Raw genomic sequence first — 17,429 nt, 5'->3', positions numbered from 1 at the left:
GTTACTTTAAACTAAATTTAGTTTCATTATTAATGCATCGGAGCCGTCATGATAATATCGATATCTGTAACCAATTATCTCGAAACCAAACTTTTTATAAACATTTATTGCTGGTTCGTTATCCTTTTTTACCTCAAGTATTATCGATCTTATACCTTTTGTCTTTATCAAATCAATTAAGTGTTTTAATAATAGACTGCCTATACCTCTATTCCTATATTCCGGTAATACAGCAATACTTAACAAATGACAAACTTTGTTAAAATAACCTTCTATCGAGGCTGATAAATAGCCTACTATTTCGTTATCCTTTTCTGCAACAATAAAAAATTCAGGAAATCTAAAGAGCATTTCTAAAAGAAATCCTTTTGAAAACGCCTCATATCCGAATGAAATGACTTCTATTTTATAAATGGAATCTAAATCTGATGATTTTGCTCGACGTATAAGTAAATCCATCTGATCACCCTGTACAGGGTAATCCGAGCTGTTTTTCAATGTAGGGTGCTATTTCAATTACATCCAGTTCTACAATTTCAGGTATTTCTCCCACAATTTCTGCTATACTAGGTTTTGTCCTACCCTCATCACTGGTAGCGAACTCTTTCACGTATAACCCACCTTGACATAAAATGTTAAGTTCAATAGTGTGCTCATCAATTAGACGTGGTTCTATACTATATATACGTTTTACACGTTCCTTATCAACTCTTCGGTAAAGCACTCTTCTCGGTGTGCGTTGCCTAATTGTTATTCCTGCTAAACTCTTTATTTTATTAATTATATCATCTCTAATTTGTGTTTTCGGAAATCTTATGACTATTCTATAACGTTTTTCGTGAATTCTGGAATATACATTAATTTTCTTTACTATAGAACGATCCACGTAACAGAGATTCTTGACAGTGATTTTACCTTCACTATATTTCTCTATTGCTTCATATAAATCATGAAGGTTTACGTGTCTTTTCCTTGGATTTTTTACTTCAACTACAAATGGGCGCCCTGTTCCTAAAGTACGCACATCAATATCTTCTCTCCCTCCAGCGTGCAATACACCAGCAGCTCCTTTATGAGCTTCTACAATAGGAGGAACTAGATAATCTTCAACAGATCTACCTGGTAAGAATCCAGTATAATTACAATGCTCGCATCCCTTGCCTCCACAGTGAGGACAAAACTGACGCGTCTGAGAAATACCTCTTATGAGTTTTAAATACCTTCCATAAACGTATACAGGTCTTAATGATAATTCAACAGTATCATTTATTGCATTATAAACTATTGTTATATCTGGTTTATCAAAGTTTACTATCTTATTTAGTGATGATTCAAGACTTCGCCCTAACTGTCTATTAAAATCTAATTTCAAGGATTCTCCATGTGTAAGGCTATACAAGGACCTTATTTGATCTTCGCGTTCAATAAATTCTTTTGGAATAATAGACCCGACCATAAATGTATCAAATTCAAATTCACTTACTTCTTTACTAATTCTTTCTGCTATATCAGGTATTTTGAGCATTAAGTTTTCACAGATGCTACATTTTTCTGCACTAGCTGTCACGTTAAACTTTTCATAAATTGATAGTGCTTCATCAAACCCAGATCTATACAATGCATTCAATATTTCTAATCCCTTATCATCACTGTTTAGTAAAAGTAAATGGGATTGTATAGATAATACTCGCTTTAACGCTCTTCCTCTCTCAGCATTACCTATATTACCACCCAACCTTGAAAATAGTCGCCCTAAACAGCTATCACATAATGGGTAATTAATCAAAATCTTAATAACTAAATCTAAAAGCTCCTGCGTCATATCGTCTCCTCATCTGGGTAATTTTTTGCCAATGGTTAACCCCATTCTTTTAATTTTCTTTAAACTTTTCTTCAACATGAAATACTGTTCAACCAATGCCTGCACATCTTTTGTTGATACTCCTGATCCTCTTGCAATTCGTCTCATTCTAGATTTATCTATCATCTGAGGGTTTTTTAGCTCCTCTTTAGTCATGGAATTAATTATAGCAGACCATTTATCTAAATTCTTCTCAGCGTTTTCTAGAACATCATCAGGCAAACTACCATAACCCATGCCTGGTATCATGCTAAGCAGTTTGCTAAGTGGCCCCATCTTGCGTACTTCTATGATCTGCTCAACCATTTCTTTTAACGTAAATTCACCAGAAAAAATATCAGAGGGTTTAACTTTTGCCTCAACACCTGCTTCTTCCATCTTCTCAGCGAGGGCTTTTAGATCACCCATACCCAATAATCTATTAATAAAGCTTGACGGATCAAACATCTCAATTTCCTCGATTTTCTCACCAGTACCTATGAAAGAGATTGGAGCGCCAGTAGCTACAACTGCACTTAAAGCACCACCTCCTCTAGCTGCACCATCTAACTTTGATACAAAAATACTACCAATTTTTGTTGCTTCATGAAAAGCCTTAGCCTGTTGATAAGCACCCTGTCCAATAGTACTATCAATAACTAATATCACATGATTGGGCCTTATCGCATTAGAAATCTGTTTCATCTCTTCTATAAGACCCTTTTCCTCCTTATGACGACCAGCAGTATCAAGAATTATTACCTCACATCCTTCCTTAGCAAACTTTTCAACACCACGTCTAGCTATTACAACAGGATCTTTAGATCCAGGTTCTCCATATACAGATACACCTATCTGATCGCCGAGCTGCTTTAACTGATCAAAAGCTGCCGGACGGTAAGTATCTGCACTTATAAGCCCAACCTTATATCCCTTCATTTTATAATATCTAGCCAATTTAGCTGCTGAAGTAGTCTTACCAGAACCCTCAATACCAACCATCATTATAATGTTCGGTTTACCAGGCTGGATAGGTATACGATAAGCCTGCTCACCACCTAAAAGATGAACCAATTCTTCATAAAGAGCCTTCAGCACAGCATCCTTTCTAGTAAAACCTGGTGGAATATCAGTCCGTTTAGATGCAGTTTCAATCTTCTTACTGAGCTCAAGAACTTGAGAAACATTAACATCAGCCCTAATCAAAGCTCTCTGAATTTCCCTGATAAATTCTCTTACTGCTACTTCATCACCAGAACTACCCATAAAACGTTTTATCGCCTCAACCAAGGACTTTGAAAAATCCTTAAGAACCACGATTATCTCCAATATAATAACAGAAACATGCAAATAAATCCAACGCAGATAACAAAATAACTTTAATCAATCACTACCAAAATCAAAATATTTTTGTTAGATCCTCACCAATTTTAAACATAGCTACCAAAACAATAATTTACAGAACCTAAATTCTCACCTAGCACTACTCACTTAAAATGTATAATAATAGCACCAGTCAAAGGAAACAGTCCTTGAGAAATTCTTACCCCTAAGAAATAAATTTTAAAACTTGGTGCCCGAGTTTCGTATGAGTGTTTATTTATTATATGAGAGCATTAATGTTAATTTCATATTAAAGTTGATGTGAATTTAACAGGTGTGGCGGGCCCGCGGGGATTTGAACCCCGGATCTCAGGCTCCGAAGGCCTGCGTCATAATCCATGCTAGACTACGGGCCCTAAAAATAATTTGTTAAACGTTCCTTATATTTTGTAGGTTTTAGTGGTCGATTGTTTGTTTACTTTAAATCTTAAAATTTATATCGATTGTCAATAGTTGGTTAGTTGGTGATGTGGATGAAAGTGCTCGTATTAGGTTATGGACTTGTTGGTTCTGTTATTGTTGATGATTTAGTTTCTTCTAATTTGACTTCGGTTGTTGATGTTGGTGATTATAATTACGAGGTTGTTAAGATTCTTCGTGGTGAGAAGGTTGAAGGTTTTCGTATTGATGTCCGTGATAGGAGTGAATTAATTAGGTTAATGAGAAGGTATGATTTGGTTGTTGGTGCTTTGCCTGGTTCTTTGGGTTTTAGGGTTGAGGAGGCTGCTGTTGATGCTGGTGTGAATATGGTAGATATTTCTTATATGCCTGAGGATCCTTTTCAGCTTGATTCTAGAGCTAAGGATGCTGGTGTGACTATAATACCTGATTGTGGTGTCGCTCCTGGTTTGAGTAATTTGCTTGTTGGGTACGGTTATTCTAAGTTTGATGATGTGAGATCTATTAAAATATTTGTTGGTGGGTTACCTAAGAGGCTTGTTCCTCCACTTGATTATGTGATAACATGGTCATCTGAAGATTTAATCGAGGAGTATACAAGGACTGTAAGAATAGTTAAAGATGGTGTTCTCTCTTATGTTGAACCTCTTACTGGTGTTGAGTTAGTTCGATTTGAAGGTTTAGGAGAATTTGAGGCTTTTTATACTGATGGTCTACGCACATTGGTGAAAACTTTTGGTGATAAAGTTGTTGAGATGTGGGAGAAAACTTTAAGATACCCAGGTCATGTTGAAAAAATTCTTTTGCTCAAAAGATTAGGAATGTTGGATAGAGATCCTTTAGACGTTGATGATTTTAAAGTAGAACCGAGAAAATTCTTAGTAAGATTGCTTGATAAGAATTTAAGGATAAAGGAGCCTGATATGCTTCTTTTGAGAATTATTCTGAACGGTGTAAAAGATGGTTCACTTTTGAGTAAGATATTTGAGGTTGTTGATGTTTATGATGAAGATAAAGGTTTGACAGCTTTATCTAGAACTACTGCTTATACTGCCACTGGTATTGCTTTACTTCTTGGAATGGGGATGATTAGTGAGAAAGGTGTAGTCCCCCCAGAGATAATTGGTCTTAATGAGAAGTATACAAAGTATGTCCTAAAACACTTAGCCGAGAAGAATATTCATATAAAAGAGATAAATATTATCGAAAAAAGTTTAAGCTGATCTAAATTTTTGAGTTTTCACTTTAAAGCTCTTTTAATGTTCTTAATTAGTCAAAGAATTTTTAGTTAAATGGTATTACACATTGATAGTAGAATAGATATGAAAAGATTGGACTAAATTTACGTTTTCCTTAAGTCAAAACTAAATAACGAAAATTAATGAAAAAATAAATGAGTAAGTTAAAATATTTGGTAATGGAGTATAGTGTTATTCTGAGGTGCCAGGTTTATGTCCAACGATGAACTTTTTGAAAAAATAAGAAAAAGAAGTGAAGAATTTTATAAACACTCACATCATGATAGATTTCATGTGGAAAGAGTGTATAACTTAGCCGTTCGAATTGCAAAGGAGGAGGACTCTAATGTGGATTTAGATGTAGTAAAGGCAGCTGCTCTTCTCCACGATGTTGCTAGGTCCATGGAGGATGAGGGAAAAATTAAAGACCATGCTATCGAAGGCGCAAAAATTGCAAGAAGGATACTCAAAGAGGTCGGTTTTCCAGAAGCAAAAATTGAAAAAGTTGTGTATTGTATTATGGTGCATAGATATAGAAACAATCTTAAACCTGAAATCATAGAGGCACAGATCTTACAAGATGCAGACAGATTAGATATGCTTGGCGCGATCGGAATAGCAAGAGTTTTTACTCATGGAGGGTGGAGTAATATGCCAATTCACGATCCATCAACTTCACCAAAGGAAAGATATGATGGGAAATCATTAACATCGATTAATCATATATATGAAAAAGTTTTGAGAGTTAAAAATATGATCGTCACAAAAACAGGGAAGAAAATAGCCGAAGACAGACATAAATTTGTTGAACAATATCTCGAAAGATTTTTAAAAGAATGGGAAGGAGAGATGTGAAGTTCTTTATCTCGAAGGATAGATTAACATTTCAACTATACCAACATAGGAAAAATATATAGGAAAAACCATTTTATTTTTGGTGATAAACGTGAGTAGTAAAGAAAAAAGTAAACAAAAATCTAAGAAAAAGACAAAATCTGAAAGTTCAAGTTGTTGTGGAAGTTAAATTATTTTCGTATTTTGCTGTTTCACATAATTATTTATTAAAGATCTTTTTCTAATTGTTATATCTGGATAATCCATAGCTATTTTATATATTCCTCTATAGCATAATTCTTTTATCCATTTTTCATCAGTTACAACCCATACTCATTCTTAATTAGAGACTATGGTTTCAAGATTAAGCGATCTACAGCTGACAAGAGAAGCAAGATAAGTATTTCACATCCAGCAATGACAAAAGTGAGAGAAGTGAAAGCAATTTACAAAACAATGAACAACCTAAAAAGAGAACCGTTATGGGATTCATGGACTTTCGTCCCTTCCCTCTCAATTTCATAGAGGGCTTTCTGGGTCAACGGGGCTCCCCTCATCCTGAGCATGTTTAGACGTGCCCATTCGGTGCCAATTTACCACCACATATCGGGCACGTTCATGCATTCTTTAATACACTAAACATCTATAAAAATCTATCTATTTGGGAGCTGCTGTCCAACCCTCATCTTTAGCGCAGAGAGGATATTAGCAATTAACAAAGGATTTTAGGAACTTGATTTATTTAATAGCTATAATTAAACATAGTGAATTTTGATTTGATTATCTTTATAAAGTTCTATTACTCTTCTAATGATCTTACTTGTACTACAGAAGGAGCATCCTATATATTGTTCAGCTCTTCTCACTTCTACTCTTAATCCTCTTCTCTCTAACTCTTTAGTTATATCTTCTTCTTTAAAATTCTGGTCAGGACCAAGAAGTATTATATCTGGTTTTATTTCTTCAACAATCTTTAAAATGTCTGGATCGTCATGACCCAATATAGCTTTCTTCACATATTTTATTGATGATACAACTTCTAATCGTTGCTGTTCAGGTATTACAGGGGGCCTTCCTTTAAAACGTTTAACAGAATTATCCCTGGCAACGATCACAATAACATCCCCTAACTCATTAGCTTTCTTAAAAAGATATAAATGACCAGGATGAATTATATCGAATGTACCAGCCACTAATACTTTTTTCCTCTTCATTGCATCCCAAACTATAAAATTCCACCAGAAATATAAATTGAATTGCATACATTGAAGATCAAAGAATAATTAAGAAAATCAAATAAAACATTCACCAGAAAATATTAAACAAAAAATAAAACAATAAATTTTAAATTAAGATAATGGAAACACACATTCTCTAAATAACGGTTTAGTTAGAGAATTGCTATAAAGAAAGACTTAAAAAACAGTTTCAAAATAGATAGACTTAAATAGAGATAAGCCATAATATCTTCTTGATGGAGAAGCTTTGCACTCTCAAAGAGGCTAAGAGGCAGCGTTTAGCTGCCTTTGTCAGTATTTTCAGAGCAGATAGGTTTAAATAGAGGTTGCTCATACGTTTTAATGTCCCCTCTGCTCTGGAAGCATGACTTCCTATGGGGATGGGTGGGCTGGGGGTTGACCTTCGGATGTGGGGATGTCGGGTTTACCCCGAAAGCCCTCGATGAGCTAATCGAGAGGGAAGAGTTGAGTAGAGGTGATAAAACACTATGAATCTCTACTTAACTCAGAACCCCCACACCCCTCTGTTTCCACTGGAACTAGTGAGCAAAATGCTGTTTCTTCATGATATTAACTTTTTGTTTAAGAATAACATATTTCCTTAAGAATAAAATACCCCATTTGTTATTTCTTTAAAATATTAAATGCTTTATGGTACAGATATTCATGTATTTTACTAAAAAATATTTTAGTAGAAAAATAACAGGATAATGCTATATTATTTCCAGTGGAAATAAAGGGGTGTGGGAGTATTTATTTCTAAAAAATAATTTTTAACAATTTAATTTAAATTTTTTTATTTTTATAGAAAAACATAACTAAAAAATTCATACTAAATATCTAAGGGAAAAATGTTTTGTTCAAGTGTTATTCATTATATCATGTTAATTATTTTATTAGTTTTTCAGCTTTGCTATGTCTTGATGTTCTTTTGTGGATTATGATAGGATGAATTGTGAGGGAGTGTTTGTAATGGAATGAGCTTATGTGGAAGAGTGTAAAATGAAAAATTAAAATTTAAGTAGAAGAGAAACATAAGAAAGTGTGAGATGTCAAGAAAGGAGAAAAGAAAAGGTGGAAAAAGGCGTGAGGCGACACCTGTAACAGGGGCAGGTCTGATAAGATTTTATGATGAGGATATCTCTAATGTAAAGATAAGCCCACCTATTGTGATATTCATATCGATATTAATAATGGCATTAGTGCTTTTGGCACAAGCTAGAGTACTTCCTTAGTGAGAAATAATGAGTGATGATGGTTTATCTATTCCACTTCATTATTCTAAGTTATGGTCATTACCTAATTTAAGATTGTTACTAATGATGGCATTTGTGTTATCGTTGTTGTATGTAGTAATTCCTGTGATCTTTTTTAATGTTGGATTTATGATAGTTAATGTAATAATCATAATGAGTATAGCGGTGTTATTACTTTATGGAAGGATAGATCAATATATTACAAAGAGAAGAGGTTTGGGAATATATATTATGATAATTTTTGCAGGTCTTTTGCATCTTCTTTTAAAAGATATAATTTCTGGAATATTAGGGGCAATATTATCGGCTACTATATTGTCGTTTGTTTTTAATTCTCTACCTGTTATTACAAAGAGTTTTAAACGTGGGTTAATGAGTATTATGTGTCTGCTTCCGTTATCGTCTTCTATGTTATACTTTAATGACGTTGTATTAAAGAATTTGAAGAATTCTTTGATTGATTTTTTCCTTCCGTTTATTTTAACTGCGGTAGGATTTGTTTATATGGCGTACATTGAAATTAGTGGTAAGAGGAAGTTTGGGCTTGGTCCAATATCTCTATTTCGTGCATTTCTGAGGCTTTGGTCAAATAAGGATTCTACAGCTCTTGAACAAGTGTTTTCTAGCATATCTACATCCGCAGATTACATTGCGCGGTTGTTAGTGTTTTATAATGAGAGCAAACCGATTGGGGTATTAATATCAATACCGATACATCCAGGTCCTATAATGCATATGGGTAGTTCGAATTTACCTTCTGAGATAATGAAAAAAATGTGGGATGAGATGAGTGTTGTTGCAATGCCATTCCATGTTCCATCAAATCATGAATCTGATCTAGTGCTTAATGACGATAGGGAAAGAGTAATATCATTGATAAAAACGGCGATAATTAACTCTCAATCACAAACTGATGAAGTATACTTAACAAGGCTTATAGATGTTAGTGAGGATCAGATAAAAGTCAAGGCATTCTTAATTAATGATATTCCAATAATAACTGTGACTGCATCACCATTACCGATGGAGGATTTACCAGAAAATATTGTAAACCCAGTAAAAAAACTTTCCCAAAGTCTTGGTTTAAAGGAACCAATAATAATAGATGCTCATAACGCTCTCTCAAATGACAGATCAGAAATACTCTCGAAGGATATTGCCGGTAGATCTTCAATAAAAGCAATAGAAAAAGCGTTAATGCAGCTTAAACAATTGGAAAAGAGACAGGGAAAAATAAGTCTTGTAAAGACAGCGTTTCCAGGAAAACCTCATGAAGGATATGGCGAGGGTGGTATTGCTATAATGGTTTTGGAGCCTAAAAATGAAAAACCATTTTACATAATGCTTTTTGATTCCAATAATATGATTGTTGGATTAAGAGAACAGATAATAAATGAAACATTAAAAATAGGTTATGATGGGGAAGTGTGTACAAGCGATACACATTCGGTAGTAGCTTTGGTTCCAGGAGGAAAGGGTTATAGCATGCTAGGTGAAAATGGTAATATTTCGGAAATAATAAAAATCATACTGGATAGGCTGAAAAATGCAGATCTTAAGGAGAGAATATTAGTAAGTGATATTAATGTTACAATAACAGATTTGAGGATTTTAGGGAAAAATCTTTATAAATTAGATGAGATGGCGAAAAAATATGTTCCTAAAGGTGAATTATATCCTATTATTATTTTCATGATTGCTGCGTTCATCACTGTAATATTTAATGTTATCTAAGTTTGTATCCTATTTTTCTTAGAAAATCGCGTCTTGCCTTAATGTCATCTTCTTTCTCAACACCTAGTGGAGACCCTCCGTCTATGACGCCTAAAACTCCTCTGCCTTGTTCTGTTTCGGCTACGATTACCTCGATCGGGTTAGCGGTAGCACAATAAAGTCCTACAACTTCTTGAACATTTTTAAGAGCATTTAATACATTTATGGGATAACCACCTTTAATTACGATTACAAATACATGACCGGCTCCAACATCTAAAGCGTACTTCGTTGCTAATTCTATAAGCTCCTGATCATTACCTTCGCGCCTCACTAAACGTGGGCCTGATGATTCGCAGAATGCCAATCCAAACTTTATATGAGGTGTTATTGTAACGAAAAGTTCATAAATGTCTTCAGTAGTCTTAATAAAGTGTGTTTGTCCTATAATAATATTTGTACCCTCTGGTGGCACTATTTTCACAATTTTTAATTGAACGCTCATACTGTACACCAAAATATTTTTTATCGCAAAAACTATTAAACTTTATGATCCGTAAATTATCTAAATTCTCTAAATAAATCTAGTTAGCGTTATGAAAGAAAATTTTGAGTACGATTTTCTTATATAAACGAGTGGTTATATTTTTGATTGATGATAGTTATATTTCGAAGTTATGAAGAAATTTGTTAAAATAGTACGAAGTTAGAAATATATATAAAGGTGCGTGATCTTAATATTTCGGTGGTATTCTATGGGTGAAGAGTCTATCAATAAACCTCACGATTTACCTAAAATTGTCGTTCCACCACCAGGCCCAAATGCTCAAAAAATAATTGAACGTGATAGTAAAGTTATTTCACGTTCTTATGTTCGCTTCTATCCTTTGGTTGTAAAGGAAGTTAAAGAAAATGTAGTGGTCGATGTTGATGGTAATGAGTATATAGATTTTAATTCTGGATTAGTAGTACTTAATGTTGGACGTCCAAAAGAAGTTACTGAAGCAATAAAAAGGCAAGTTGATAAATTTTTACACTATAGTCTCACAGACTTTTATTATGAAGAGGCCGTAACATTAGCAGAGAAATTAACAAAAATCGTTCCTGTAAACGGTAAAGAGAAAATGGTTCATTTTTCGAATAGTGGAGCTGAAGCAATAGAAGCAGCAATGAAGTTGGCAAGATATAAAACTGGTCGGCCTTACCTTTTTTCGTTCATAGGATCGTTTCATGGAAGAACTTATGGAGCTATGAGTTTGACGGCATCAAAGCCAGTGCAACGGAAAGGATTTTCGCCACTCGTTCCAGCAACAGTTCAGGTTCCGTATCCATATTGTTATAGATGCCCATTTCATCTACAATATCCAGAATGTAATCTATATTGCGTTGACTATATTGAAGAATGGGTTCTCTCGAAATATGTACCACCTGAAGAAGTAGCAGGCATAGTAGTAGAACCGGTGCAGGGTGAGGGAGGTTATGTTTGGCCGCCTCAGGGATATTTTGAAAAATTAAAAAAACTAGCTGAAAAATATGGGATCTTATTCATAGATGATGAAATACAAGCAGGTTTTGGACGAACCGGTAAATGGTTTGCAATAGAGCATTGGAATGTTAAACCTGACATAATAACATTAGCAAAAGCCATCGCCTCAGGATTACCTTTAGGAGCAATGATAGCAAGTAAAGATGTCATGACATGGGAGAAGGGATCTCACGCATCAACATTCGGCGGGAATCCTGTATCATGTGTCGCATCACTATCGACTATTGAGTATATAGAGAAAAATAACCTCCTTGAAAATGTGCAGAAAGTAGGGGATTATATTTACAAACATTTTAAAGAAATCGAAGAAAGTAGTAAAATAGTAGGAGATGTAAGAGGAAAAGGTTTTATGATAGGTGTAGAAATAGTGAAGGATAAAAAAACTAAAGAACCAGGGATTAAGGAAGCTGAAAATATTATTATACAAAGCTGGAAGCAAGGTGTTGCATTAATAACGGCAGGAAAATCAACACTAAGAATAGCACCACCATTAACTATGACACGAGAACTAGCTGAGAAAGCAATTGAAATAATCGAGAAAAACATAAGAGTCACAGAAAAAACATTATAAAAATCACAATGGTAAGCCATAAAACCACATGATCTTTTTCGCATAACTTAGTCACAGCTAATGATTTTAATAAGATATCACACCACGCCCGTGACTTTTATCACAATTATCATAATAAAGAAAAATCACTGAAAAATAAGCAAGTATTTTACATTGAAATCACGAATCATAAAATGACTTTCAGTGACTTAATCACGTAATATTTTCATCTTTAAAAAAGAATTGTTTATCATATTAAATCTCACACATATCATTAGATATTTTTGCATATTTCTGGCTATATATCCTATGTTTTTTATTTTTTTCATAAACTGTTTTATGATATATCATAAAATATGATCCATGATTTTATAAAAATAGTTAATCACCGTGATTGTGAGATGAGTTTATATATCACATGTCACAAATAATATTGTAGATGTTAAATGGAACGAAAAGCATACATACCATTAAGCTCACTTGAGGCACGTTTGCAGTCTTTAATAGATTTGGTAGAATCTATGAAGGGAAGAGATAGAATACTTGAAGAACGTTTAGCGTACATAGAAGATGACATAACTAAAATTAGGTTTGAAATAAGACGGATGAGAGAAATGATGGAAGAACTTTATCAAAAGACTCAACAATCAGCAAAAGACCAAAGGATAAGAAGAAAGTATGAAAACTATACATCAAAGTATCTATCATTAAATGAAATGTTATCCGAAAAAGCAGTTGAAAAAGAAAGAGAGCTGTTAGGATTATCGATAACGGAGGAGAAAATACTAAGATTATTATTACAAGATTCATCATACGGTGTAGAAGGAGCAACAGGGATAGCTAAAATGTTAGGAATGGCAAGAGAGCATATAGCAAGAACGATGAAGAGAATGGTTGATAAAGGTCTCTTAATAAGAGATGAAACAAAAATGCCTTTCACGTATAGAGTACCAGAAGAGATAAAGAAAAAACTGCTAGAAAAACAGTAATGTGACTAATCACATACTTTAAAAATCACATTCCAGAGGAAATAAGGGGGTAAAAAATAACATTATAATACATCAGAGCAATCCATGATTATTGTGATAACGTCGTAATCACATTTCCTTTGAATAATCACAATCACAAGAAGACTGGTCCCGGGGGTGGGATTTGAACCCACGGCCTTCCGGTACCTGCTGACCTAGACTCATTCTCAGGCTCGCGACCCCAGTTGTCTAGGTGGCTGATACCTACAGCCGGAAGCTATACCAGGCTTAGCTACCCCGGGCCCAGCATCCCTAACTAGTAAAAAGACTATGATAAATTTTTCGCCTCATTACCATCATGTGAGCTACTCCACGACTCAACTAAAGTTAGGAGTTCCCAGCGTTCGCCCGGAGCTTTTGCACTCCCAGTCACCTGGTTTGAGGTGCTCACAACTTCACCATCCCATAGGACTCACCATCTTACGAGCTATGTTTTCGCTCTAGTTCAGATGTTATTCCATCCACATCGGGAACATTCCAAATTTAGTGAGTTAACATCATGTTTAAACTTTGCCCATTTATCTCAGCAAAGCTCTTAAACTTTCTGAGCAACAATCTATATAAAGGAACAATTCACTACATTATACAATATTCAGTGGGTCTCTTATTTTAATAGCATCAATTATTATAACATTAAAGTCATATTAAACTTGTTAAAAATCCCTCTTTTAAAAGATGATCTCATTCATCTAAGATAAGAGTAGAGGTTAATTTTCTTTGATTCTATCTCATTTTCTTGAGAATTTTCTAAATCCGCATTGCATATTTTTCCACAGTCTGAGTTTTAGTTAAACGGAATGGCATACTCAAAATTTAAAAATTTAGTTAAATACTAAAATAAAATTCTTCTTTGTTTTTTATTTGTTTAAGAATCTCTGTTGTTAATGTTACTGTGTGTTCGAAATCTGTGAGATCAATTATTGATGATGGCGTGTGGAGGTATCTTGCAGGTATTGATATTACACCGGTTGGAATGCCGCCGTGTGATATGTGGATAGTTCCGGCATCAGTGCCACTTTTTGGTGCTACTTGTAACTGATATGGAACATTTATTCTGTTAGCGATGTTTATCATGAAATCTAAAATCTTTTGCTGAGTTATCATGGTTGCATCCATAACCCTTATTGCTGGCCCTTTGCCAAGCATTGTAACATATTCTGATGGAGAATTTTCAGGAGTATCTGCAGCTGTCGTTGTCTCTACTACTAGTGCAATATCAGGATTTACAGTATATGTTACTGATGTTGCACCACGTAGACCAACTTCTTCTTGCGTCGTGAATACAGCATAAAGTGTGTAAGGTAATTGCACATCTTTAAACATCTCAAGAACTTTAATAATCACTGCAACACCAGCCCTATCATCTAACGCCTTACCCATAACTCTAAATTGTGTAAGCTGCATAAACGTTTCATTAAAAGTTATTGGATCACCAACCCTGACACCTAACTCTTCAACCTCAGATTTGCTCGATACACCTATATCTATATACATTTGATTTATCTGCGGCACTTTTTTTAATTCTTCTTCAGTTAATAAATGTCTAGGTTTTACACCTATTACACCATTTAGCTTCTTATTTTTAGTGTGAATTAAGACTCGTTTAGATAGTAGAATGCGTGGGTCAATACCTCCAATTGGTGAAAACCTTATGAAACCATTATCCTCTATAAATGAAGTTATTAATGCCACTTCATCCATATGAGCAGCAATCATTACCTTTAATTCTCCTCCTCTCTTTAATGCTATTACATTCCCAAGCGGATCTATGTTTACACTATCAACAATATTTTTTACGTTATTTGTTATTACCCTTCTGATCTCCTCCTCTCTCCCAGGTGGACCGTGCGTTTCCGATAATATTCTTAGCAGATCTATTATCTCAGTCATAACATATAATCGAGCACAATCGAATATTTATAGTTTAAGACTAAAATGGTGACCAGATAATCATCTCAATCCCTAGTCGAGGCCTGATAACATAAGAAAGTTTGACTATGATTGTTTTTAATAACATTAGTTTGTTTTTGACATTCTCCACGGCTGAAGCCGGGAGATTCTCGGTTCCTCAGGCTCAAGCCTTCATCGTACCGAGTTCGGGCTGTGTCAAAGCAGCCCCTGCCATGGACGTATAGCCCATAGCCCGCTTAAGGATGTTCGTTGCTCCATTATAGTCTGCGTTGCATTGGATTCCGCAGTTTTGGCATTTGAAGAGGCCTCCGACTCGAAGCCCCCTGTGACCACATTTATGGCACAGTTTTGAAGTGTTTCTTTCGCTTATCTTAACAACTTTGATTCCGCGCCATCTCGCCTTATACTCTATGAATTGGCTTAGCCTATGGTATGGGAATCCGTTGTTGAGCTTTCTTTTGAAAGCTCTACCTCTGCCGTTTCGTCTTATGCCCTTGAGTTTTCCAAGAACTATCATGGAGTCGTTCGCCAAAGCTTCGTTGACTATGGCTCTGCTAATCTTATGCAGGATATCGTTAACAACCCTTCTCTCTTTACGCCCAATCTTCTTTATCGCTTTATATGACTTCTTCAGGGCTAGGGTTCTCCTAAGCCAGAAGAAGTGTCCCTTAACCCTCCTAAGCTCCCTCCCATAGAACTTCGGTTTTGGATTGGTTGAGTTGACTGTTGCGGCTATCCAGCGTATCCCCATATCAACTGCTAGAGCTGATTTAGGGTTTCTCTCCTCGACTTCTTTTTCAACAGTTATGTGGACGAACCACTCATTACCTTTCTTTACGATTTTTGCCTCTCTGCAAATCATGTCATCAGTTATTGGTTCATGGGTCTTTATGGGGACGTTTATTCCGCCTCTAACCCCATAAATTGGAATCTTGAGCCAATAAGGCGTCAGCTTGGTGTCTGCTCTGTACACGTCCCTTCTAAGGATTAGCGGGTATTCCTTGTTAGGCTTAACATTTCCAAGCCTCTTTAGAAGTCTGTCAGCCTGTTGCTTTGTAGCGGAATAAAGTGGAACAGACTTGTCTCCATGCAAATAGCGTTGCCAATTCTCGTATTCACGCCTCAAAAGCTCTTCCTTGCCTTTGCGTAGTTCAAGAATCTTTGCCTTAATGGTTTTCTTAGCCTTCATGAGCGACTCGCTCAAGAAAACATTGTTTAAGCACTTATTTAAGCCTATCGACGATTCATCCCAGAACTGAAGTTCTAGGCTTTCTTGTCGCATTTCTGTAATAAAGCAACCAGACTAAAAATTTCACTCACTAGTATTATGGAAGTTGGTAGATTTTTATTTGTTGCGGCAAAAACACCAACTATGGCAGCTGTTATTATTATGTGATTAGGACGGTTCATAAAATAATCTATTGATAAGTAATAAGCTTCACCCAACATAGTACCTATAAGGATGATAAGTTAACTGATGCTGATATTTATTTTTTATCGATGGGGCCCGGGGCCGGATTTGAACCGACGCTAGAGGCTCCACAGGCCTCCGAGCTACCAGGCTACTCAACCCGGGCCACCAATGTAAGCTATTCCTTTCTTAGTTTTAAGTCTGACGCAATTTTTAACTCTAAACCACAAAGTACTCTAGAGGCAACTATACTAGTTTCAAGAGGTTTATCATATATTGAAACTTTAAAATTGGCTAAATCCATAATTTCCTTTTCAAAATCGCCACGTGGGAAACCTCCTATTAAAATTACTGGATTGTTTAACCTAACAATTTTATTAGCCAATTCGAGAACGCTCATGTAATTACCCTTTTCGTGCATAAGTATTACTATCTCAGGATTTATTCTCTCCATAAGTTTACGTAAGCCTCCTTTAAAAATCCACATTAATGGTTTATCCCTTGGTACAGCGCCATCAACCAATAACTGTTCCATAAGACCAATGAACCTATTATAATTACGAGGTATTCTTAAGTCACTTCGCATTTCTATAACATCATCATTTATAGTATGAACGTAGGTCTTTAATAGTCCCATTTTGTTAAAAGGAGATCCAAGAGCTTCTATGAGAAACCTGTGAACAATATCCGGTCTACCTCTCTTGTGTTTCTTTGGAATGTTTCTCATTGCTTTATAATGCAATGAAACATCAAGCAACATTTCAGTTGGTTTCTTACCTCTCTTTTTAGAGATTGTCTGTATTATAGGATGCATAGCAATACTTAAAGGTATTAACTCAAGAGGAGCTTCCACAAGCACCAAATGTATCATAACAATCACTCTCTCACAATAGGATATATAGGCTTAATAACTTAAATTCATAGCAATTAAGGAATAAAAAATATTTATTAAATATTAATACTAAAATACTATCATAATCACAAGTTAATATTTTTATGTAGTGCTTGATAGGAAAGTTTAGGGCTTTGTTTCTTGTATAAGTTGTTGATAGGTCTAAATTGTGGAATTTGAACGAGTAGCT

General features: G+C 35.1%; 17 protein-coding genes and 3 tRNA genes. 7 read left to right on the top strand and 13 right to left on the bottom strand.

The genetic code is table 11. The features are described 5' to 3' along the window. Window positions 1-6: 6 nt before the first annotated feature. The 4 genes from rimI to QW128_06650 all read right to left on the bottom strand — a co-directional run bounded on the left by rimI (window position 7) and on the right by QW128_06650 (window position 3,579). Entirely contained in the window at window positions 7-459 is a 453-nt protein-coding gene (gene rimI, locus QW128_06665) for a ribosomal protein S18-alanine N-acetyltransferase (GenBank protein ID MEM3833256.1), read from the bottom strand. A gap of 4 nt (window positions 460-463) precedes the next feature. Then, complete coding sequence (locus QW128_06660) at window positions 464-1,822, bottom strand: tRNA pseudouridine(54/55) synthase Pus10 (GenBank protein ID MEM3833255.1); 1,359 nt, start codon at window positions 1,820-1,822, stop codon at window positions 464-466. Between the two features lie 9 nt (window positions 1,823-1,831). After that, window positions 1,832-3,106: a signal recognition particle protein Srp54 gene (locus QW128_06655; GenBank protein MEM3833254.1), complete on the bottom strand. Its 1,275-nt coding sequence runs from the start codon at window positions 3,104-3,106 to the stop codon at window positions 1,832-1,834. A 394-nt stretch (window positions 3,107-3,500) separates the two neighbouring features. Next, window positions 3,501-3,579, bottom strand: a tRNA-Arg gene (locus QW128_06650). 111 nt (window positions 3,580-3,690) lie between these two features. Between QW128_06650 and QW128_06645 the strand changes: the two genes are divergently transcribed. Together QW128_06645 and QW128_06640 are read left to right on the top strand one after the other, a co-directional pair. Continuing rightward, on the top strand, window positions 3,691-4,845 hold the full coding sequence (locus QW128_06645) for a saccharopine dehydrogenase C-terminal domain-containing protein (GenBank protein MEM3833253.1): 1,155 nt from the start codon (window positions 3,691-3,693) through the stop codon (window positions 4,843-4,845). A 228-nt stretch (window positions 4,846-5,073) separates the two neighbouring features. Beyond that, window positions 5,074-5,715: an HD domain-containing protein gene (locus tag QW128_06640; protein ID MEM3833252.1), complete on the top strand. Its 642-nt coding sequence runs from the start codon at window positions 5,074-5,076 to the stop codon at window positions 5,713-5,715. Window positions 5,716-6,449: 734 nt separating this feature from the next. Here the strand turns inward: QW128_06640 and QW128_06635 are convergent. Continuing rightward, on the bottom strand, window positions 6,450-6,908 hold the full coding sequence (locus QW128_06635) for an adenylyltransferase/cytidyltransferase family protein (protein ID MEM3833251.1): 459 nt from the start codon (window positions 6,906-6,908) through the stop codon (window positions 6,450-6,452). A 366-nt stretch (window positions 6,909-7,274) separates the two neighbouring features. Here QW128_06635 and QW128_06630 point away from each other — a divergent pair, with 366 nt between their 5' ends. The 3 genes from QW128_06630 to QW128_06620 all read left to right on the top strand — a co-directional run bounded on the left by QW128_06630 (window position 7,275) and on the right by QW128_06620 (window position 9,922). Further along, on the top strand, window positions 7,275-7,424 hold the full coding sequence (locus QW128_06630) for a hypothetical protein (GenBank protein MEM3833250.1): 150 nt from the start codon (window positions 7,275-7,277) through the stop codon (window positions 7,422-7,424). 557 nt (window positions 7,425-7,981) lie between these two features. Then, complete coding sequence (locus QW128_06625) at window positions 7,982-8,167, top strand: preprotein translocase subunit Sec61beta (GenBank protein MEM3833249.1); 186 nt, start codon at window positions 7,982-7,984, stop codon at window positions 8,165-8,167. Between the two features lie 9 nt (window positions 8,168-8,176). Beyond that, window positions 8,177-9,922 (top strand): DUF2070 family protein, encoded by a 1,746-nt coding sequence (locus tag QW128_06620; protein MEM3833248.1) that lies wholly within the window; start codon window positions 8,177-8,179, stop codon window positions 9,920-9,922. Here QW128_06620 and QW128_06615 read toward each other — a convergent pair. Then, the gene (locus QW128_06615; GenBank protein MEM3833247.1) at window positions 9,915-10,406 is read right to left on the bottom strand and encodes an adenosine-specific kinase; all 492 of its coding nucleotides are present in this window, start codon (window positions 10,404-10,406) and stop codon (window positions 9,915-9,917) included. The genes QW128_06620 and QW128_06615 overlap by 8 nt on opposite strands. A 250-nt stretch (window positions 10,407-10,656) precedes the next feature. On the opposite strand from QW128_06615, the gene QW128_06610 reads away from it, so the two are divergent. Together QW128_06610 and QW128_06605 are read left to right on the top strand one after the other, a co-directional pair. Further along, the gene (locus tag QW128_06610) at window positions 10,657-12,018 is read left to right on the top strand and encodes an acetyl ornithine aminotransferase family protein (protein ID MEM3833246.1); all 1,362 of its coding nucleotides are present in this window, start codon (window positions 10,657-10,659) and stop codon (window positions 12,016-12,018) included. Between the two features lie 425 nt (window positions 12,019-12,443). Further along, window positions 12,444-12,986, top strand: a complete 543-nt coding sequence (locus QW128_06605) for a helix-turn-helix domain-containing protein (protein MEM3833245.1) — start codon at window positions 12,444-12,446, stop codon at window positions 12,984-12,986. Between the two features lie 145 nt (window positions 12,987-13,131). Here the strand turns inward: QW128_06605 and QW128_06600 are convergent. The 7 genes from QW128_06600 to QW128_06570 form a co-directional block, all read right to left on the bottom strand. After that, window positions 13,132-13,267 (bottom strand) — tRNA-Tyr (locus QW128_06600). A gap of 26 nt (window positions 13,268-13,293) precedes the next feature. After that, window positions 13,294-13,416, bottom strand: coding sequence for a hypothetical protein (locus QW128_06595; protein ID MEM3833244.1), 123 nt, complete (start codon window positions 13,414-13,416; stop codon window positions 13,294-13,296). Window positions 13,417-13,850: 434 nt separating this feature from the next. Beyond that, window positions 13,851-14,915, bottom strand: coding sequence for a M42 family metallopeptidase (locus tag QW128_06590; protein MEM3833243.1), 1,065 nt, complete (start codon window positions 14,913-14,915; stop codon window positions 13,851-13,853). A gap of 184 nt (window positions 14,916-15,099) precedes the next feature. Then, window positions 15,100-16,140 (bottom strand): transposase, encoded by a 1,041-nt coding sequence (locus tag QW128_06585; protein MEM3833242.1) that lies wholly within the window; start codon window positions 16,138-16,140, stop codon window positions 15,100-15,102. Window positions 16,141-16,199: 59 nt separating this feature from the next. Continuing rightward, entirely contained in the window at window positions 16,200-16,385 is a 186-nt protein-coding gene (locus tag QW128_06580) for a hypothetical protein (protein MEM3833241.1), read from the bottom strand. A 52-nt stretch (window positions 16,386-16,437) separates the two neighbouring features. Beyond that, a tRNA-His gene (locus tag QW128_06575) sits at window positions 16,438-16,513 on the bottom strand. A 12-nt stretch (window positions 16,514-16,525) separates the two neighbouring features. Further along, window positions 16,526-17,218, bottom strand: coding sequence for a 16S rRNA methyltransferase (locus QW128_06570; protein MEM3833240.1), 693 nt, complete (start codon window positions 17,216-17,218; stop codon window positions 16,526-16,528). Window positions 17,219-17,429: the final 211 nt, after the last annotated feature.

Source organism: Thermoprotei archaeon, from assembly GCA_038881895.1.
Taxonomy (GTDB): domain Archaea; phylum Thermoproteota; class Thermoprotei; order Gearchaeales; family WAQG01; genus JAVZOV01.
Note: the sequence above shows the minus strand (reverse complement) of the source record. Positions and strands in the feature narration are given on the sequence as shown.